Source organism: Pediococcus siamensis, from assembly GCF_047220215.1.
Taxonomy (GTDB): Bacteria; Bacillota; Bacilli; order Lactobacillales; family Lactobacillaceae; genus Pediococcus; species Pediococcus siamensis.
Genome location: NZ_CP178375.1, coordinates 1,730,811 through 1,744,916 on the forward strand (window position 1 = coordinate 1,730,811; position 14,106 = coordinate 1,744,916).

Annotated in this window: 13 protein-coding genes; 4 read left to right on the plus strand and 9 right to left on the minus strand. The window is 41.9% G+C overall.

Translation table 11 applies throughout. The annotated features are described in order from the left end of the window. Window positions 1-348: 348 nt before the first annotated feature. The gene (locus tag ACLJJ6_RS08450; RefSeq protein ID WP_412988941.1) at window positions 349-2,205 is read left to right on the plus strand and encodes an FAD/NAD(P)-binding protein; all 1,857 of its coding nucleotides are present in this window, start codon (window positions 349-351) and stop codon (window positions 2,203-2,205) included. Between the two features lie 186 nt (window positions 2,206-2,391). Here ACLJJ6_RS08450 and ACLJJ6_RS08455 read toward each other — a convergent pair whose 3' ends face one another. The 5 genes from ACLJJ6_RS08455 to ACLJJ6_RS08475 form a co-directional block, all read right to left on the minus strand. Further along, on the minus strand, window positions 2,392-2,907 hold the full coding sequence (locus ACLJJ6_RS08455; RefSeq protein WP_412988942.1) for a hypothetical protein: 516 nt from the start codon (window positions 2,905-2,907) through the stop codon (window positions 2,392-2,394). 98 nt (window positions 2,908-3,005) lie between these two features. Then, complete coding sequence (locus tag ACLJJ6_RS08460) at window positions 3,006-3,839, minus strand: YitT family protein (protein ID WP_412988943.1); 834 nt, start codon at window positions 3,837-3,839, stop codon at window positions 3,006-3,008. A gap of 169 nt (window positions 3,840-4,008) precedes the next feature. Then, window positions 4,009-4,332, minus strand: a complete 324-nt coding sequence (locus ACLJJ6_RS08465; protein ID WP_412988944.1) for a hypothetical protein — start codon at window positions 4,330-4,332, stop codon at window positions 4,009-4,011. A gap of 103 nt (window positions 4,333-4,435) precedes the next feature. Then, entirely contained in the window at window positions 4,436-6,151 is a 1,716-nt protein-coding gene (locus tag ACLJJ6_RS08470; RefSeq protein WP_412988946.1) for an SH3-like domain-containing protein, read from the minus strand. A gap of 115 nt (window positions 6,152-6,266) precedes the next feature. Further along, window positions 6,267-7,982: a GW dipeptide domain-containing protein gene (locus ACLJJ6_RS08475; RefSeq protein WP_412988947.1), complete on the minus strand. Its 1,716-nt coding sequence runs from the start codon at window positions 7,980-7,982 to the stop codon at window positions 6,267-6,269. 204 nt (window positions 7,983-8,186) lie between these two features. Between ACLJJ6_RS08475 and ACLJJ6_RS08480 the strand changes: the two genes are divergently transcribed. Beyond that, window positions 8,187-8,789: a nitroreductase family protein gene (locus ACLJJ6_RS08480; RefSeq protein WP_412988949.1), complete on the plus strand. Its 603-nt coding sequence runs from the start codon at window positions 8,187-8,189 to the stop codon at window positions 8,787-8,789. Window positions 8,790-8,961: 172 nt separating this feature from the next. Here ACLJJ6_RS08480 and ACLJJ6_RS08485 read toward each other — a convergent pair whose 3' ends face one another. The 3 genes from ACLJJ6_RS08485 to ACLJJ6_RS08495 all read right to left on the minus strand — a co-directional run bounded on the left by ACLJJ6_RS08485 (window position 8,962) and on the right by ACLJJ6_RS08495 (window position 10,879). Then, window positions 8,962-9,573 carry a histidine phosphatase family protein gene (locus ACLJJ6_RS08485; RefSeq protein ID WP_412988950.1) on the minus strand — a complete coding sequence of 204 codons (612 nt, stop codon included), beginning with the start codon at window positions 9,571-9,573 and terminating at the stop codon, window positions 8,962-8,964. 76 nt (window positions 9,574-9,649) lie between these two features. Next, window positions 9,650-10,258, minus strand: coding sequence for a CPBP family intramembrane glutamic endopeptidase (locus ACLJJ6_RS08490; protein WP_412988952.1), 609 nt, complete (start codon window positions 10,256-10,258; stop codon window positions 9,650-9,652). Further along, window positions 10,259-10,879: a hypothetical protein gene (locus ACLJJ6_RS08495; protein WP_412988954.1), complete on the minus strand. Its 621-nt coding sequence runs from the start codon at window positions 10,877-10,879 to the stop codon at window positions 10,259-10,261. It lies immediately after the preceding gene. 182 nt (window positions 10,880-11,061) lie between these two features. Here ACLJJ6_RS08495 and ACLJJ6_RS08500 point away from each other — a divergent pair, with 182 nt between their 5' ends. Further along, a complete protein-coding gene (locus tag ACLJJ6_RS08500; protein WP_412988956.1) occupies window positions 11,062-11,424 on the plus strand; it encodes a DUF1304 domain-containing protein in 363 nt (120 codons plus the stop codon). A 607-nt stretch (window positions 11,425-12,031) separates the two neighbouring features. Here the strand turns inward: ACLJJ6_RS08500 and ACLJJ6_RS08505 are convergent. Beyond that, window positions 12,032-12,601 carry a GNAT family N-acetyltransferase gene (locus ACLJJ6_RS08505; protein WP_412988958.1) on the minus strand — a complete coding sequence of 190 codons (570 nt, stop codon included), beginning with the start codon at window positions 12,599-12,601 and terminating at the stop codon, window positions 12,032-12,034. A 222-nt stretch (window positions 12,602-12,823) separates the two neighbouring features. Here ACLJJ6_RS08505 and ACLJJ6_RS08510 point away from each other — a divergent pair, with 222 nt between their 5' ends. Further along, window positions 12,824-13,912 (plus strand): M24 family metallopeptidase, encoded by a 1,089-nt coding sequence (locus tag ACLJJ6_RS08510; protein ID WP_412988960.1) that lies wholly within the window; start codon window positions 12,824-12,826, stop codon window positions 13,910-13,912. The last annotated feature ends 194 nt before the right edge of the window (window positions 13,913-14,106 follow it).

Genomic DNA, 14,106 nt, shown 5'->3' on the forward strand with positions numbered 1-14,106 from the left:
AGTCATAAAGCTTTTATTCGGAAATATACCATTATTAAGGCATGAACCTTGTCAATTGGAAATTTCTCATTACCCTTTAAGAGTTCCCATCGACCAATCCAGAATGTACAGCACCACTTCCCTAACGTCCTTTTCTTGTCTGCCAACAATCGCACTATGATGGCCCAAAACATTTTAGGCATCGAGCGCAAAAATCGTAAATTTTTTAGTTACTTACGCCTATAGTGTAACCGTTTTTAGAAAGCACTGTCAAGTGATTTTGGTGGTTTGTTTTACTCGATATTGGTAAGTTTTGTGTGCTAGGATATACTAAAGAGAAGTAAATTAGAGGAAATGCGGTGACTTATTATGAAAATTGCGTTAATTGGGGCGGGACCGCGCAACTTAATGGCTTTAGAACGCCTGATTGCTTGGCACAAACGCATCCCGTCTTCAGCATTAACCATCCACTTATTTGATCCAGCAGGAATTGCCGGTCGCGTCTGGCAGCCTGACCAGCCTCACGAACTGTTAATGAATTCGTTAGCGGCAAAGATCACCCTATTCACCGACCACACGGTAGAGATGGAGGGACCGATTGTTCCTGGACCAACTTTACTGGAATGGGCGCAACGCAACGGAAATCATTTTATTAATGAAGGAAACTTTAAAAATAAATCTTACCTATTAAGGGAAATCGCCCATCTCACTGCGGAAAGTTATGCCAGCCGCGCGCTGTATGGCGTCTATCAAGAATGGTTTTATCAAGAACTTTGCAATCACTTGCCCCAAGCTGTCCGGGTCGTCTTTCACCAATCGGCGGTCACCAGTATTCAACAACTGACACCGCGGACGTACAAGTTAAGTTATGATGACTCTGCAGAAACCTTTAGCGGCGTGGCGATGGCCTTAGGCGAAGGCATGTCCGAATTGTCATCTTCTGAAAAAGGACTCAGTCACTTTGCTAACGCCCATCACCTTATTTATTTGCGTACCGGCTACCCGGCTGAACAAAACTTTGACAGCTTGCCAGCTAATCAGCCGGTCCTATTGCGCGGCTTAGGTTTAAATTTCATGGATGCTATGATCATGCTAACTACCCATCGTGGCGGAACTTTTAAACGGCAACCAGATGACAGTTTGATTTATCAGCCATCCGGGACTGAGCCCAAAATCTACGCCGGTTCTGGCCGTGGCTTTCCTTATCATGCCCGTGGCTTTGATCAAAAAGCTGTGGGTGAAACGCGCCCGTTATACTTTCTTTCCAACCAGCTCGTAGCGCACATGATCGAAAAGCAGGAACGCATGAGTGGCCAACAATTTCTCAATTATATCTATGCGGATGTGGCCTGCACCTATTACACCAAATTAGTTGCGCAAAAGTACACAGGAATCAGTGCGCACAAATTCGAACAGGCCTTTCAAAAAGAACCTTTAGCCACGGAAGTCTTAGACGATTATGGTATTGCCAAAGAAGATCGCCTCGACTGGGACAAACTAGCGCACCCCGAGGGTAAGACAGCCGATGCCGCAGCATTTAAAACGGTGATGGTCAAGTACCTTGAACAAGATATTGCCGCAGCCAAACGTGGCAACAAAACTGGCCCATTTGCCAGTGCCATGGATACATTGCGTGAATTACGGACAAATATTCGTAAAGTCATCACCTATAAACTTATTTCTGATGAAGATTACGCAAAATATATTTTAGGCGGTTTCAATAGTCTCAATAGCTTTTTGGCGGTCGGCCCGCCGATTTTACGCTCAGAACAGCTTCTTGCGTTAATCAAAGCGGGAATCATCGAAATTCTCGGCCCGCAATTGCAAGTAGAACTTGACCAGGAGCAGTTTGTCGCTTATTCCAAACGCTTTCCCGAAAAAAAGGTCGCCGTAAAAGCCATCGTGGAAGCACGATTGCCTTCAGTAGACGTCCGCATTAGCCAGAACCCATTAATTCAAAATCTGCTGACCAGCGGCTTAGCGCGTCCCTATTCCCTGCATTTTGCTGATGAGGAAACGAAACAGCTGGGAGCCCTGGATGTGACCACCGAAACAGCCGAACTACTCGACAGTGATGGCGATCCAATTCCAAACGTTTATCTCTGGGGAATTTCAACCGAGGGCCGTCACTGGCTAACCAATGGTAGTCCAATTCCAAGTGTCAACGATGTGCGCTTGCGAATGGCAGACATGATTGCCAATCAACTTTTAAACTATACTGATTAAAAAAGAAGCTGGGGGGAACTCCCCAGCCTCTTCTAGTCTCTGGACTTTAATAATCGAAATTGAGAAAAAAGCTAACTTCTCTGATGAACGACGGCAGCCGAACGATTCAAATAAAGAATCGTTCGGCTGCCATTGTTAGGTGCGAAGTTAAAAAAACTTTTCCCCTCGCTGTTTTGAATTGGACACCTACTGAAGCTTGAAACTTACCGAATGGCTTTGACCATCAGGTGTCTTAATTTGGATTTTAACTGGATTGGTCTTATTGTGATAAGCATAGGTGAGATCTAAGTCCCGGACCGTTTCATCAGCATCAAAATCATCATCCCGTTCAACCGTACGTAAGGTCTGATCGCCTTGCGTAACTTTGACTTCCCCAAAGTTGGAGAACGACGCCCGTTTTTCAGTATTGGGTTGCCACTCAACCTTGACTTCCAACTGGCCATCATCAATTTCGGCTTCAATTTGATGAACCGTAAATTTATCAAATTGCCAGGTACTAGACAACAGTGCCGTCTCCTCGTCACTATTGACCGTTTTCGCGGTAGTCGTGCTCCTTGTGGAAGAAGTCGATTTAGACGCACTGGATTGGGAAACAGAAGCGCTCGTGGTTTCATTTTCTGATTGGGAATCATTAGAGTTGTTCGCACATCCGCCAAGTAAAAGGAACGCGGAAGAAAGCAGCAATAAAGTTGTTTTTTTCATATCAATTCTCCTTTTTAACTGTGTGTGAATGAAAAATCTCCAATAAACATTTGTGTTTTCGTGAAAAATTTCCGGTTAATCACTAAGTTTTGACCAAGTTATAAACTACCGCCACGCACCTCCGCGACGTTATACACCAGTGCAAACGCATCAGGCGCCACTGCATGAATCTGATTCAAAATGTGCTGATATTCAGAATTCTCTACGACAATCATCAGCATCTGTTTTTGTTCTCCAGAATAGCCACCACGAACATCAAAGATCGTTAAGCCTTTTTCCATCAAAGTCACCAAGCTGTGCTTAATTTCATCAAGATTATCATCGCTCATAATATAAATGACTTTCTTGCGATCCAGACCCGTTTCAATGTAATTCATAATGAACATGGTCAACACTGAAGAAAGAATCGCCAAGAAAAACGCTTCAAATCCTGACACAAAAACGTTGAAGAAGCACACCAGGCCATCAATCGCCAGCAACCCCATGGAAGGTTTAATATTAAAATACTTCTTTAAAATCAATGGTGGCACCGTGGTCCCGCCGCTTGAGGCATCAATATGATAAAGCAGGGCCACACCAGCTGCAAATATGGCTCCCCCGATAATGACTGCCAATAAACGATCGTCAACGAGTTTAATTTGCGGCGTCAGGGCCAAACATACCGGAAGAAACAGACTCCCGAATGTGATCCGCGCCGTGGTTTCTTTATCCAGGGTAAAGTACGAAAGCACAAGCATCGCAACGTTAAGCACAAAAACAACCAGTGACATATTGAACCCAAAACTTTCACGTAGCAGAATGGCAATCCCCGTGGTCCCGCCAGACGCCACATTGTGAGGTGCGTAAAACATGTTAATACTAATGGCAATAATTTCGAGAGCAATCAAAATCAGCCCCATTTGTGTAAGCCAGTGAAACTCTCGTTTGGTCATCACATCACCTTTCCTTTCCTACGAATTCTGTAATCTTATTATCGCAAATTTTTAAGAAAAAAGCTAATGATGTGTATAAATTATAACGAATAAAAAACACTAACCTTTTCCAAACGTGTTTGAAACGCGTCTAGAAACTCGATCAGTGCTTTAAAAATACCATTTTCAATTAATGTTTATCTAAAACCAGCTCAATAACTTTTTTTCGCGGTGCAAAATTGACAGTCACCACGACTTCCGTCAATATTTTCTCATACTCGACCAACGCATCATCTGGTAACGGTGTGTTCTTACTTAACGATACCAATACATCATCCACTGTGGTACTTAAAGAGAGATTCATAAAAATATTGATTTTTTCGACTACATCACACAATAAATCCGTTAACAGTCCATTAGGTTTGCCATCCGCATCGGTAATGACTAGTTGGTGACTATTCACTATGACGTGATCGATGCGACTAATCCGGACTACATCAAATACCGATATCATTCTTCGACCTCGCTTTTGCTTAGTATAGTACGAATTATAGCCCTAACTACCCTGCAAAAACAAGATTCAAGTCTTAAAAATGCAATCGCTTTTACGCTGGAACTTAAAAGTTACTGTTAGAAGCCTTCATAATTTCGACCCCATCATTCGTAAGCAGATAACCGCCACCATTTTGATCAAATGCAAGGCCTTCAAATTCACGGGTGGCAGTTTCTTTGCCGCTTGCATTGACCGTCTTAAAGTTTTCGCCACGAACATCACTGGCCGTCAAACTTCCTAATTTTGAAATGGGGACTGAAGAGATGCTCCCATCCGCAACAAAGTACAGTCGTTGATTTACAGGATTAACCGCAATTGATTGGCCATATGTCCCTGGGGCGTGTGTTAAGCCTTGCATGACCAGATTAAAAGTAACAGTATGGTTGGCATTAATTGTACCTTTGTAGATTTTAACGCTGCCAATCGCTGCCAAACTCGCAGACTGATTTTCAACAAAAGCATACAGATTACCATTACTATCAAATGTGAGATTCTTAGGCATGTTTTGATTTTGGCCTAACACAAAATTGATCTTTTTATCTGGCGTTAAGGTAGTCTTGTTTAACTCCTGTAAATTGCTGGTATCAGTTCCCTTACCACTTTTACCAATAAACCAAATTTGCTTCGTCTTCGCGTTTAAAGCCATTGATTGTCCGTGACCTGTGGCAAAGGTTGGCCCAATCGTCATACAAGCTAAAGCCTTTTGCTGACTGGCAGTTAATGTTTTTTGTACCCGTTGATTATAAAATGCTCGGCTCAAAATAGCATAGTCTTTAGAACTTTTTACCAAAGTTCGGAGTTCAGCCAAATTATACTTGATAACAAAGCCTTTTTCGTTCGTTGTGTTAGCAGTGCTTGGAATAAGATACATCACATAGGCTGTATTGCCATCCATGACTAAGCTTTGGGCGCTGCCGATATCACCAGAAGTGTGGTAAGAACTTGGCAAATACACATCCGTTGTAAAGGTTGTTGTTCCAGTTCCTTTTTTGTACTGAATTGTGTTGGGTGACGTTGACATACTTGGATAACTTGGCGCGGTTCCATAAGTCTTAGGAGCCGTGACAAATAAATTGGTATTATTTACCGTCTTATAGTTATTTTTATTGAAGGCTTGCAGAGCAACACCGCTTTGTGTATAGGTGGTTAACTTGCTGGTTGCTACTGATTGCAGACTACCTCCATAAATCCAACCGAAGTTTTTACCATTATAGCTCAGACGGTAATACGGCGTTTTATAAACTTTTTTAGCCTCACCCGTAACCGTCATCGTTTTATTGCGATAATTTTTGCCATAATGCGTCAGGGTACCACTGCCATAGTCTCCACCCGGCACGTGGTTATAAAAATTATTAGTTGCACTGGCTTTAACCGTCAATCGCACCGCCGTAATTTTACTAAAATTATAATAGGTCGTTGGATTTCCAAGGTAGCCGGACCAAATCCATCCCGTGTAACCTGCCGGACTTTTGACTTCGTAATACGTTTTACCGCTAATCTTGGCCGTTCGTTGTAACGTAAATTTCGTAAAGCTATGCACATAATATTTGGCTTTCATGGTATAGCGCCCGTGACCAGCTGATTTCAAAGTATAAAGGCGTTTCTTACTTGATTTCGACCGATATTTCCGGACAACCACTTTGGCCGTATGACTAACAGCTTTATTACCGGTTACTTTGTGAGTCGTGCTTGCCATAGCTGGTGTGGAGAGAAGAATACCGGTGGTTGCCATTAGAACTGCTTTTAATAAATTGCGCTTCAAATGAATTTTTGAATACATTGTGATGCCAGCTTTCTTTAATCTGATTTTTAAAAATCCCCCGGCACTAATGAATTTAAATTCAATTCTAAAGTTAGGCTGAGGGATTAATTGTGATCTTTATTTTAACGTCATCTTAGAAATTGGAACTGGTTGCTTTCATGAGTTCAACACCACGCAGCGTGAGTAGATAGCCGGCCCCATTATTGTCAAATACTAAACCTTCAAATTCACGGGTGTTGATGACCTTGTTGTTAGCATCTAACGTGTTAAAGTTTTCTGCCTGCACATCACCTGCAGAAAGCTTTCCTAATTTATTTACCGGGACGGAAGAAATGCTGCCATCTGAAACAAAGTACAAGCGATTATTTTTGGCATTATAACCAATTGATTGTGAATGCGTTCCAGGCATATATCTTAATCCCTGCATCACTAGATTCATTTGAACCGTATTATTGGCATTAATTGTGCCTTTATAAATCTTCACACTATTCGAAGGCGCCCAAGAAGCACCGTTTTTGACATAGGCATAAAAGTTCCCATCTTTATCAAAAGTCAAATTGTTCGGCATATTTTGATATTGGCCCATTTTAAACACAATTTCTTTATCAGGTTTTAATGTGCTGGTATTTAATTCCTGTAAGTTACTATCTTCGGTACTTGTACCGCTCTTTCCAATAAACCAGATCTTACCTGTTTTTGGATTTAAAGCCATGGCCTGCCCATGCCCAGTGGTAAACGTTGGTCCGATTGTCATACAAGCAAGTGCTGCTTTTTCATTCGCACTTAATGTTGTCTTGTGCAGTTGATGATAGGCTGCTCTTCGCAAGAGCGAGTAATCCTTAGAGCTCTTAATTAAACTACGTAACTTAGCTAAATTGTACTTAACCACAAACCCCTGGTCAGCTTTTTTAGCTTGCTTATCTGCGTACATCACATATGCATAAGACCCATCCATGACCACACTTTGAGCATTAATGAAGTCATTTGTACTCTTAACTGTACCTGGCAAATAAACATCCGTCGTGAAATTAGTCTTCACTGCACCTTTAGCATATTTGATCGTGTTTGGTGTGGTCATAAAGTCTGGATAATTAGGTGCTGATCCATATGAACTTGGTACTTTCACAAAGTAATTCGCATTGTTAACAACAGAATAACTCTTTGAGTTAAAGGCCTGCAGCGCCACAGCAGATTGCGTATATACAGGAATCCCGCCAACCGTTTTTTCGGTTACTGCCGGTTTAGCAGTCACTTTTTGAAGTGCGCCGCCATAAATCCAACCAAAATTCTTTCCTTTGTAAGTCAGGCGGTAATAATGTGTTTTATAAACCTTTTTAGCCTCGCCGGTGACTGTCATTGTTTTACCGCGATAATTTTTCCCGTAGTGGGTCAAGCTGCCCTTGCCATAATCACCACCTGGCACATGATTATAGAAATTGTTCGTGGCATTTGCCTTTACTTGAAATTGACTTGCCGATAACTTACTGTAATATGTCGTTGTATCTCCCAAATAGCCGGACCAAATCCAGCCTGTGTATCCAGCTGGACTTTTGACTTCATAATACGTCGAGCCACTGACCTTCGCCGTTCGCTGCAACGTAAATTTCGTAAAACTATGTACATAGTACTTGGCTTTTAAGGTATACCGCCCATGTCCGGCTGATTTCAAAGTATAAATGCGTTTTTTACTTGATTTCGCCCGATACTTGCGAATCACAACCTTAGTAGTGTGGCTAACCGCCTTATTTCCAGTCACACTATGCGTTGTACTCGCATATGCTGGAATGCCTAACGCTAATACTGCCGTTGCGGTTACTGCTGCGCGAATAACTTTTTGTTTCAATATCATCATCAAAGCTCCCTTCAAAACTTATATCATTATCATGATTATTCTACCATTATTTAAACTATATCGTGAACTTTTAAACGATTTTTTTTAGTTTATTTGTGTCAAAAGATTATTTTATGTCTTTCAAACGTGTTTCGTTGCCTTTACTTACAAAATATTAGCTGGTAGGATAAACAAGTAAACTTTTTGAGAGGAAGCTTAGAGATGAATACCAGATACTTAGAGATATTAAAAGAACGCCGCTCCATCTATAATTTAGGCAAAAACGTTTCGCTAACCGATACGGAGCTAACAACATTGATTGAAGGTGCCGTTCGCGAAACACCAACGTCATTTAACGCACAGACCATTCGAACGGTCATCTTATTCGGAGACAAACATGATCAATTATGGGACATTGTTGCCAACCGTTTAAAATCTGAAGTGCCTAGCGAACAGATATATGAAAACACCAAGAAGAAAATTGCGAGTTTTAAAGCTGCTTATGGGACTGTTTTGTACTTTACCGACCGAAGCGTTGTCGCAGATTACGAAAAGCAAGTTCCTTTGTATGCAGCTAATTTAGCACCATGGGCAGAACAAGGACTTGGCGGAGCACAACAAAATGTCTGGACTGTGCTAGCTGATAACCAAGTCGGCGCAAATCTGCAACATTACAACCCTATCATCGACGGCGAAGTGCGGATTGCGTTTGACATCCCTGAAACCTGGGTATTACGCGGACAAATGCCATTCGGTTCAATCGAAAAGCCGGCTGCTGAAAAAACTTATATTGATGATCAAAAACGATTCCGTGTCTTGAAATAGATTTTTCAAGTGATCAAATAAGGGGTTAACTTCGCGTCTAACCGAGGGGGATGACTCGTTCGTCTTTTGTCACTAGGTGGAAAGATTAGCCTTATTTCCCCGGCGTGTAACTATTAAAATTGGAAGATATAAAAGGACTGGAAAAAAATTTCCAATCCTTTTGTTTTTCTATTTAATTGAAGCTGTGACTGTAGTAGTACAGCGCTTGCCCAGTAGGCTCAACCCCAACTTTCGTCACACTACAGTTTGCCGGCTCCTTAAAAGCCATCGGATCCGTAGCCTTCACCGCATTTTGAGCAAAACTGCGGGTTGTAAAGCCGTGAGTCACAATAATAATCTTTTCATCCGGATAGCGTGTCTGGATATCGGCCGTAAAGTCAGCCACCCGTTTTTCCACGTCCGTAAATTTTTCGCCATGCGAAACCTGATAATATTCTGGATAAACCGCATTACTATTGGGCAGGAAATAGGCGCCAAATTTTTCTTTTAAAGGCCCGTCAAACTGACCATCCCAGTCGCCATAGGAAATTTCCAACAGGCGATCATCCACCGTCGTTGCCAAATGTCGGCCTTCATTCAACAAATCAGCCGTATCTTTTGCCCGGGTCAAGGGACTCGTGATAATGCGATCCGCAAAGCTAATGTCAAAATGATCATGCAAATTTTTAGCCTGTTGAATCCCTTTTTCATCAAGTTGTGATAGCTCGCCATCGATTTGCCCCTGTTTGAAGCCAATGGTATTTCCGCGGGTTTCCCCATGTCGCACTACATAAAATTCAGTCATTATACCTACTCGTCCTTTGCTCTTTCTAATTACTTCTATCATACAATGAATCGTCACAATTTCACGAAAATTATTTTCAGTAACTTAAAGTAGCTTGCATTGCTTGCTTGCGTTTACCACTGAGTAAAAACCATACGATGGCTGAGAAGACCACTACCTGACCAAACGTGGTCACCCAGTCCAAACTAGTGGGTGCTGACATCACCATGTTGGCAGAACTCGACAGACCCAAAAAGTTATTAAAGAAATGAAAAAGGACCGGAAACGCAAAGTTACGGGTGTACAAGTAAATCGCTGCAAACAACATGCCTGCTGCGCCTGCCGATAACATTTGCTCAAAAGTTGCCGACCAGCTCTGGCCTGCAAACCCATTTGTAACGTGCCACAGCCCAAATAGCAGGCCATTGAGACCCACGGCCCATTCAAGTTGGTGATGATTTTTAAAAGCTCTCAACAACAACGTCAGAATGCCAAAGCGGAAAATCCACTCCTCCACAATCGTTTCTAAAGACGCAAAAATCATTTTCAAATTGATTTTTGCCATTGAAAATGAATAGCTAGTCAGCACATCCGCCAACTTGTTTCCATCTCCAAAGCCATTCCAGATGACATACCAAACAGAAAAGACAATCAGAAAAGCAGTCACAAACCAACTAGCGCTTTTGGAAAAACCGAAGCTGGGCACTCAGAACCCCCATAAGAACATCAAAAAACTAATAGTCACCACAACACTCGCCACATTTATAACTTGGGTTTCATTCATTGTTTGAATGAGGTGGCCGACTTGATCCGGTCTGGTATACATCAACAATAACTGTGACCCAGCCATGATGCCTTGAGCCAGAATTTCTGCTAATAAAATAATCCGACCGACTAACGATTCAATTTGGGCATATACAAAATACGTCATCGGTATGTACAACACTAATAAATAAAGAAATCCGATAATAGCAAGATAGACAAAACTTATCCGAAAAATATTGTGAATAAGTGAAATGAGCATTGCCCCGCCAATTGGCAAGACTAATGCTTGTAATAAAGACTGAAAATAATAGTTAACCTTTCGAAAAAAAAGGGCAATCCGCTGCTGTGGTTTTAACGGTTTTTCAAACGGAATTTTAAGCGACAGGAGTACCACTGCCACGATTATAAGACTTACCATAATTTGCCTCGGCAAAATGGTTTGGTGCTCAAAGACACTTTGCCATATCAGCGTTCCAAATACCGTCAAAAGGACAACCACCAACTGCCCGACATACCACCATTTAAGGCGTTCAATTGTCTTACTTTTCAATGCACGTGTCATTCCTACTCCCCCCTATATGTCATTCCCCAATTGTATTCAAGTTATGTTCAAATGGTAATTCTAAAAAAGTAGAAATGCAACCAAAAAATGAAAAAGCTTACATTTAAAAAATAGGTTTCAGTAGCAGATTGGACTTGAATCCTCTACAATAGAAAGTAATTATAGATTTTGGGGGAGATACCATGACCACACTAACGCTCATTTTAACCGCACTAATCGGCATCGAACATCTTGGTTTCATGTTAATCGAAATGTTTGCGGGACCTAAAACCCAGGCACGTACTTTTGCCATGCCTTACGAATTTGTTAGCCAACCGCAAGCTCGGATTGCCTTGGAAAATCAAGGACTTTATAACGGTGCTTTGGGCCTGCTGATCATTCTTAGCATGGTCATTTTTAGCGGGTCTACTTTACTCAGTCTGGTGCGTCTGTATATGCTTTTTGTGATGATAGTCGGCGCTTACGGCGGTTTTACCGTTACTAAGAAAATTTATTTTGTTCAGTTACTTCCCGCGACTTTAGTGCTGATTCTATCGTTTTTCTAACGCGGACAACTTCGAGTTTGACACAGAACTGGCTGGGAAACCAACCTCGCTGTTGCCAAAATGAGCGCAAAAAAAGAACCCAAGATCTTCTCATTTCTTGGATTCCCTTATGAGGAAGTACCCCAACCATTTAATACTGTCCTTTTTGAAATAATCTTACACCTTCACAACTAACTTTTTTTGACGTAAGCCCCCGCTGGTATTGTCCAAAACAACTTTTGGTTACCAGCGTGACTTACTAATTGTGCTTCATTGATCTCTGCTCTAGCCCACTCGACTTTTCATCATTATTATCTACTGGTGCGATTCAAGTAGTCGCCTACTGATTCCACACTGCTTCGAGTTTTAGCGAACATTTCGACCATTTACTAAGTTTAACTTGTTAATGTTGAAATGCCTCCAACAAACTGAGTTGTTCCAGCGTTAACCAACTATTTTCGCCACAATCCCAGACTCTTTTTGGACATCACGTCTGTAGATGATGTTTTTAAATCTTCATTTACTGGATTGGTTCAAATTTAATCAGCTAACTTTCGAACTGAGAAGAACTTTCCGGTTGGGAGTTAACCCCTTCCTCACTTATTATAATAGCATGTTTTGCAATCGGTTACAAAGAAAAAGCTTGCTCTAAATTTTGCCATTCCGCATCCGTAATGGCGTAGTAAATCTCATCCACTGTTTGGCCTTTATGCTGGGCATAATTCTTAAAAATACCTTCTTGATGCATCCCGATTTTTTGCATAACCCGCCCTGATTTATAATTTTCAGCAATATGTCTGGCTTGAATGCGTTTCAAATGCAACTCCGCAAAACCTAATTCTAAAATCCGAGTTGCCGCCTCAGGTACGTAGCCGTTTCCCCAATAACTGCGCCCAATTGCATAGCCGATTTCAGCACGTAAATTGGCCTGATCGACTCGCATATCAATGGTACCAATCAGATGGTGCGTCTGCTTTAGTTCTATTCCCCATTTGCCCATTGGTGTTTTCATAAAATAGCTCAAAATGATGCTTTTGGTAGCTTCCACGGATTGGTGCTGATCAAAAACGTATTTAACCGTTTCTGGATCCTGCGCGTACGCATACATATCAGATGCATCATCCAATGTCACCGGGCGCAACTTAAGCCGGTCCGTTTCTAATTTGTCATTTAACAATAGTTTTTCTTCAATCGTCATCCCTTAGCCCCCCTTATGGTTACTAAATAAGATACGCTGGCAAATATTAAAAGTCAATTTGAATTACACTTCATTTTCAGCAAGCCACCCAAAAATTGGTTGTTTTATATTAAAATTACGTTAAAATGAATTTATGTAGTCACAAGGTATGAAAAGTGGCCATCACGAAAATCAACAACTTTTGGCTTACTTTGAACTAATTTATTAAAGAGGGTAACTGGCATGTATGGAGAACGAATCCAAAAACTTCAGGCGAAACTCCCTGAATTAAAGCTCACCGCTATATTAATTGAGAACCAATTTAACTTACAATATTTAACCGGGTTTGACGGCTTACAAGGCGACGGCCGTTTATTGGTCACACCGACCGCCGCTACGCTCATTACTGACGCCCGGTATGAAGAAGATCTCCACGAAACGCTCGAAACCGGTATTTCATTAACCATTACAAGAAATTATTTTGCGGTCATCAAAGCAATTGTGGATACCAAAAAAATCACGCGCCTCGGATTTGAAGATACCCTCATTTATCAAGATTATGCTTTACTACAAAAGCTTGACAACGTCAGCTTGCAGGCTACCTCACAAGTTGTAGATACGTTACGTGCCCAAAAAGGCCCAGAAGAATTAGCTGCTACCCAAAAAGCGATTGAGTTATCCGGGGCTGGCTTTGACTACTTACTCACGCAAATCCATGCTGGAATGACCGAACTTCAAGTTGCTAACTGCCTAGATGGCTGGATGAAGGCTCATGGTGCTTCTGGCGCTTCCTTTGATACAATTGTGGCCAGTGGTGCACGGGCCGCCATGCCACATGGTGCAGCCACCACTAAGATTTTACAGTCGGGAGAAATGATTACCATTGACTTTGGCTACTACGTTGATGGGTATACGTCTGACATCACGCGAACCATTGCTCTAGGTGATCCAGATCCAAAATTAAAACAAATCTACGCCATTGTTAAAAAGGCTCAAGAAAAGGTCATCGCTGCAATCCATCCCGGAGTTTCCGGCAAAGCTTTGGATGCGGTCGGCCGTGACTTTATTACTGCCCAAGGCTATGGGAAAAAATTTAACCACGGCATCGGGCACGGGATTGGTTTGGACATCCACGAGTATCCACAAAGTTACGGTGCAATGCCGCAATTCAAAGTTGACGAAAATGAAATTCTCACGGTTGAGCCCGGTATCTACGTCGTTGGGTTAGGTGGTGTCCGGATTGAAGATGACGTCCAGGTAACGCCAACAGGTTGCATGCGACTTAGTCAGATCACGCGTGACTTGATTGTCTTGCCTGATGAAAAAAACTAACGGTCACTAAATCAAATTTTGATCATAACAACAATGCCCCCGTCGTTTAAAAAAAATATCTCAACTTCGTGTATCGGCGTTGTTCAAGCAATCCAATTCACTAGAATAATCTGATGTCATCAGAAGCTCGGAAACCGAATGATTCATGCTTAGAATCATTCGGTTTTCATCGTTAACGGCCTCGCCAATTTTTT

Bases quoted from the DNA above. Each gene is read 5' to 3' on its own strand.
- ACLJJ6_RS08475 (WP_412988947.1), bottom strand. From the start codon at position 7,982: ATGATATTGAAACAAAAAGTTATTCGCGCAGCAGTAACCGCAACGGCA.
- ACLJJ6_RS08460 (WP_412988943.1), bottom strand. From the start codon at position 3,839: ATGACCAAACGAGAGTTTCACTGGCTTACACAAATGGGGCTGATTTTG.
- ACLJJ6_RS08510 (WP_412988960.1), top strand. From the start codon at position 12,824: ATGTATGGAGAACGAATCCAAAAACTTCAGGCGAAACTCCCTGAATTA.
- ACLJJ6_RS08455 (WP_412988942.1), bottom strand. From the start codon at position 2,907: ATGAAAAAAACAACTTTATTGCTGCTTTCTTCCGCGTTCCTTTTACTT.
- ACLJJ6_RS08500 (WP_412988956.1), top strand. From the start codon at position 11,062: ATGACCACACTAACGCTCATTTTAACCGCACTAATCGGCATCGAACAT.
- ACLJJ6_RS08450 (WP_412988941.1), top strand. From the start codon at position 349: ATGAAAATTGCGTTAATTGGGGCGGGACCGCGCAACTTAATGGCTTTA.
- ACLJJ6_RS08485 (WP_412988950.1), bottom strand. From the start codon at position 9,573: ATGACTGAATTTTATGTAGTGCGACATGGGGAAACCCGCGGAAATACC.
- ACLJJ6_RS08480 (WP_412988949.1), top strand. From the start codon at position 8,187: ATGAATACCAGATACTTAGAGATATTAAAAGAACGCCGCTCCATCTAT.
- ACLJJ6_RS08465 (WP_412988944.1), bottom strand. From the start codon at position 4,332: ATGATATCGGTATTTGATGTAGTCCGGATTAGTCGCATCGATCACGTC.
- ACLJJ6_RS08470 (WP_412988946.1), bottom strand. From the start codon at position 6,151: ATGTATTCAAAAATTCATTTGAAGCGCAATTTATTAAAAGCAGTTCTA.
- ACLJJ6_RS08495 (WP_412988954.1), bottom strand. From the start codon at position 10,879: ATGACACGTGCATTGAAAAGTAAGACAATTGAACGCCTTAAATGGTGG.
- ACLJJ6_RS08505 (WP_412988958.1), bottom strand. From the start codon at position 12,601: ATGACGATTGAAGAAAAACTATTGTTAAATGACAAATTAGAAACGGAC.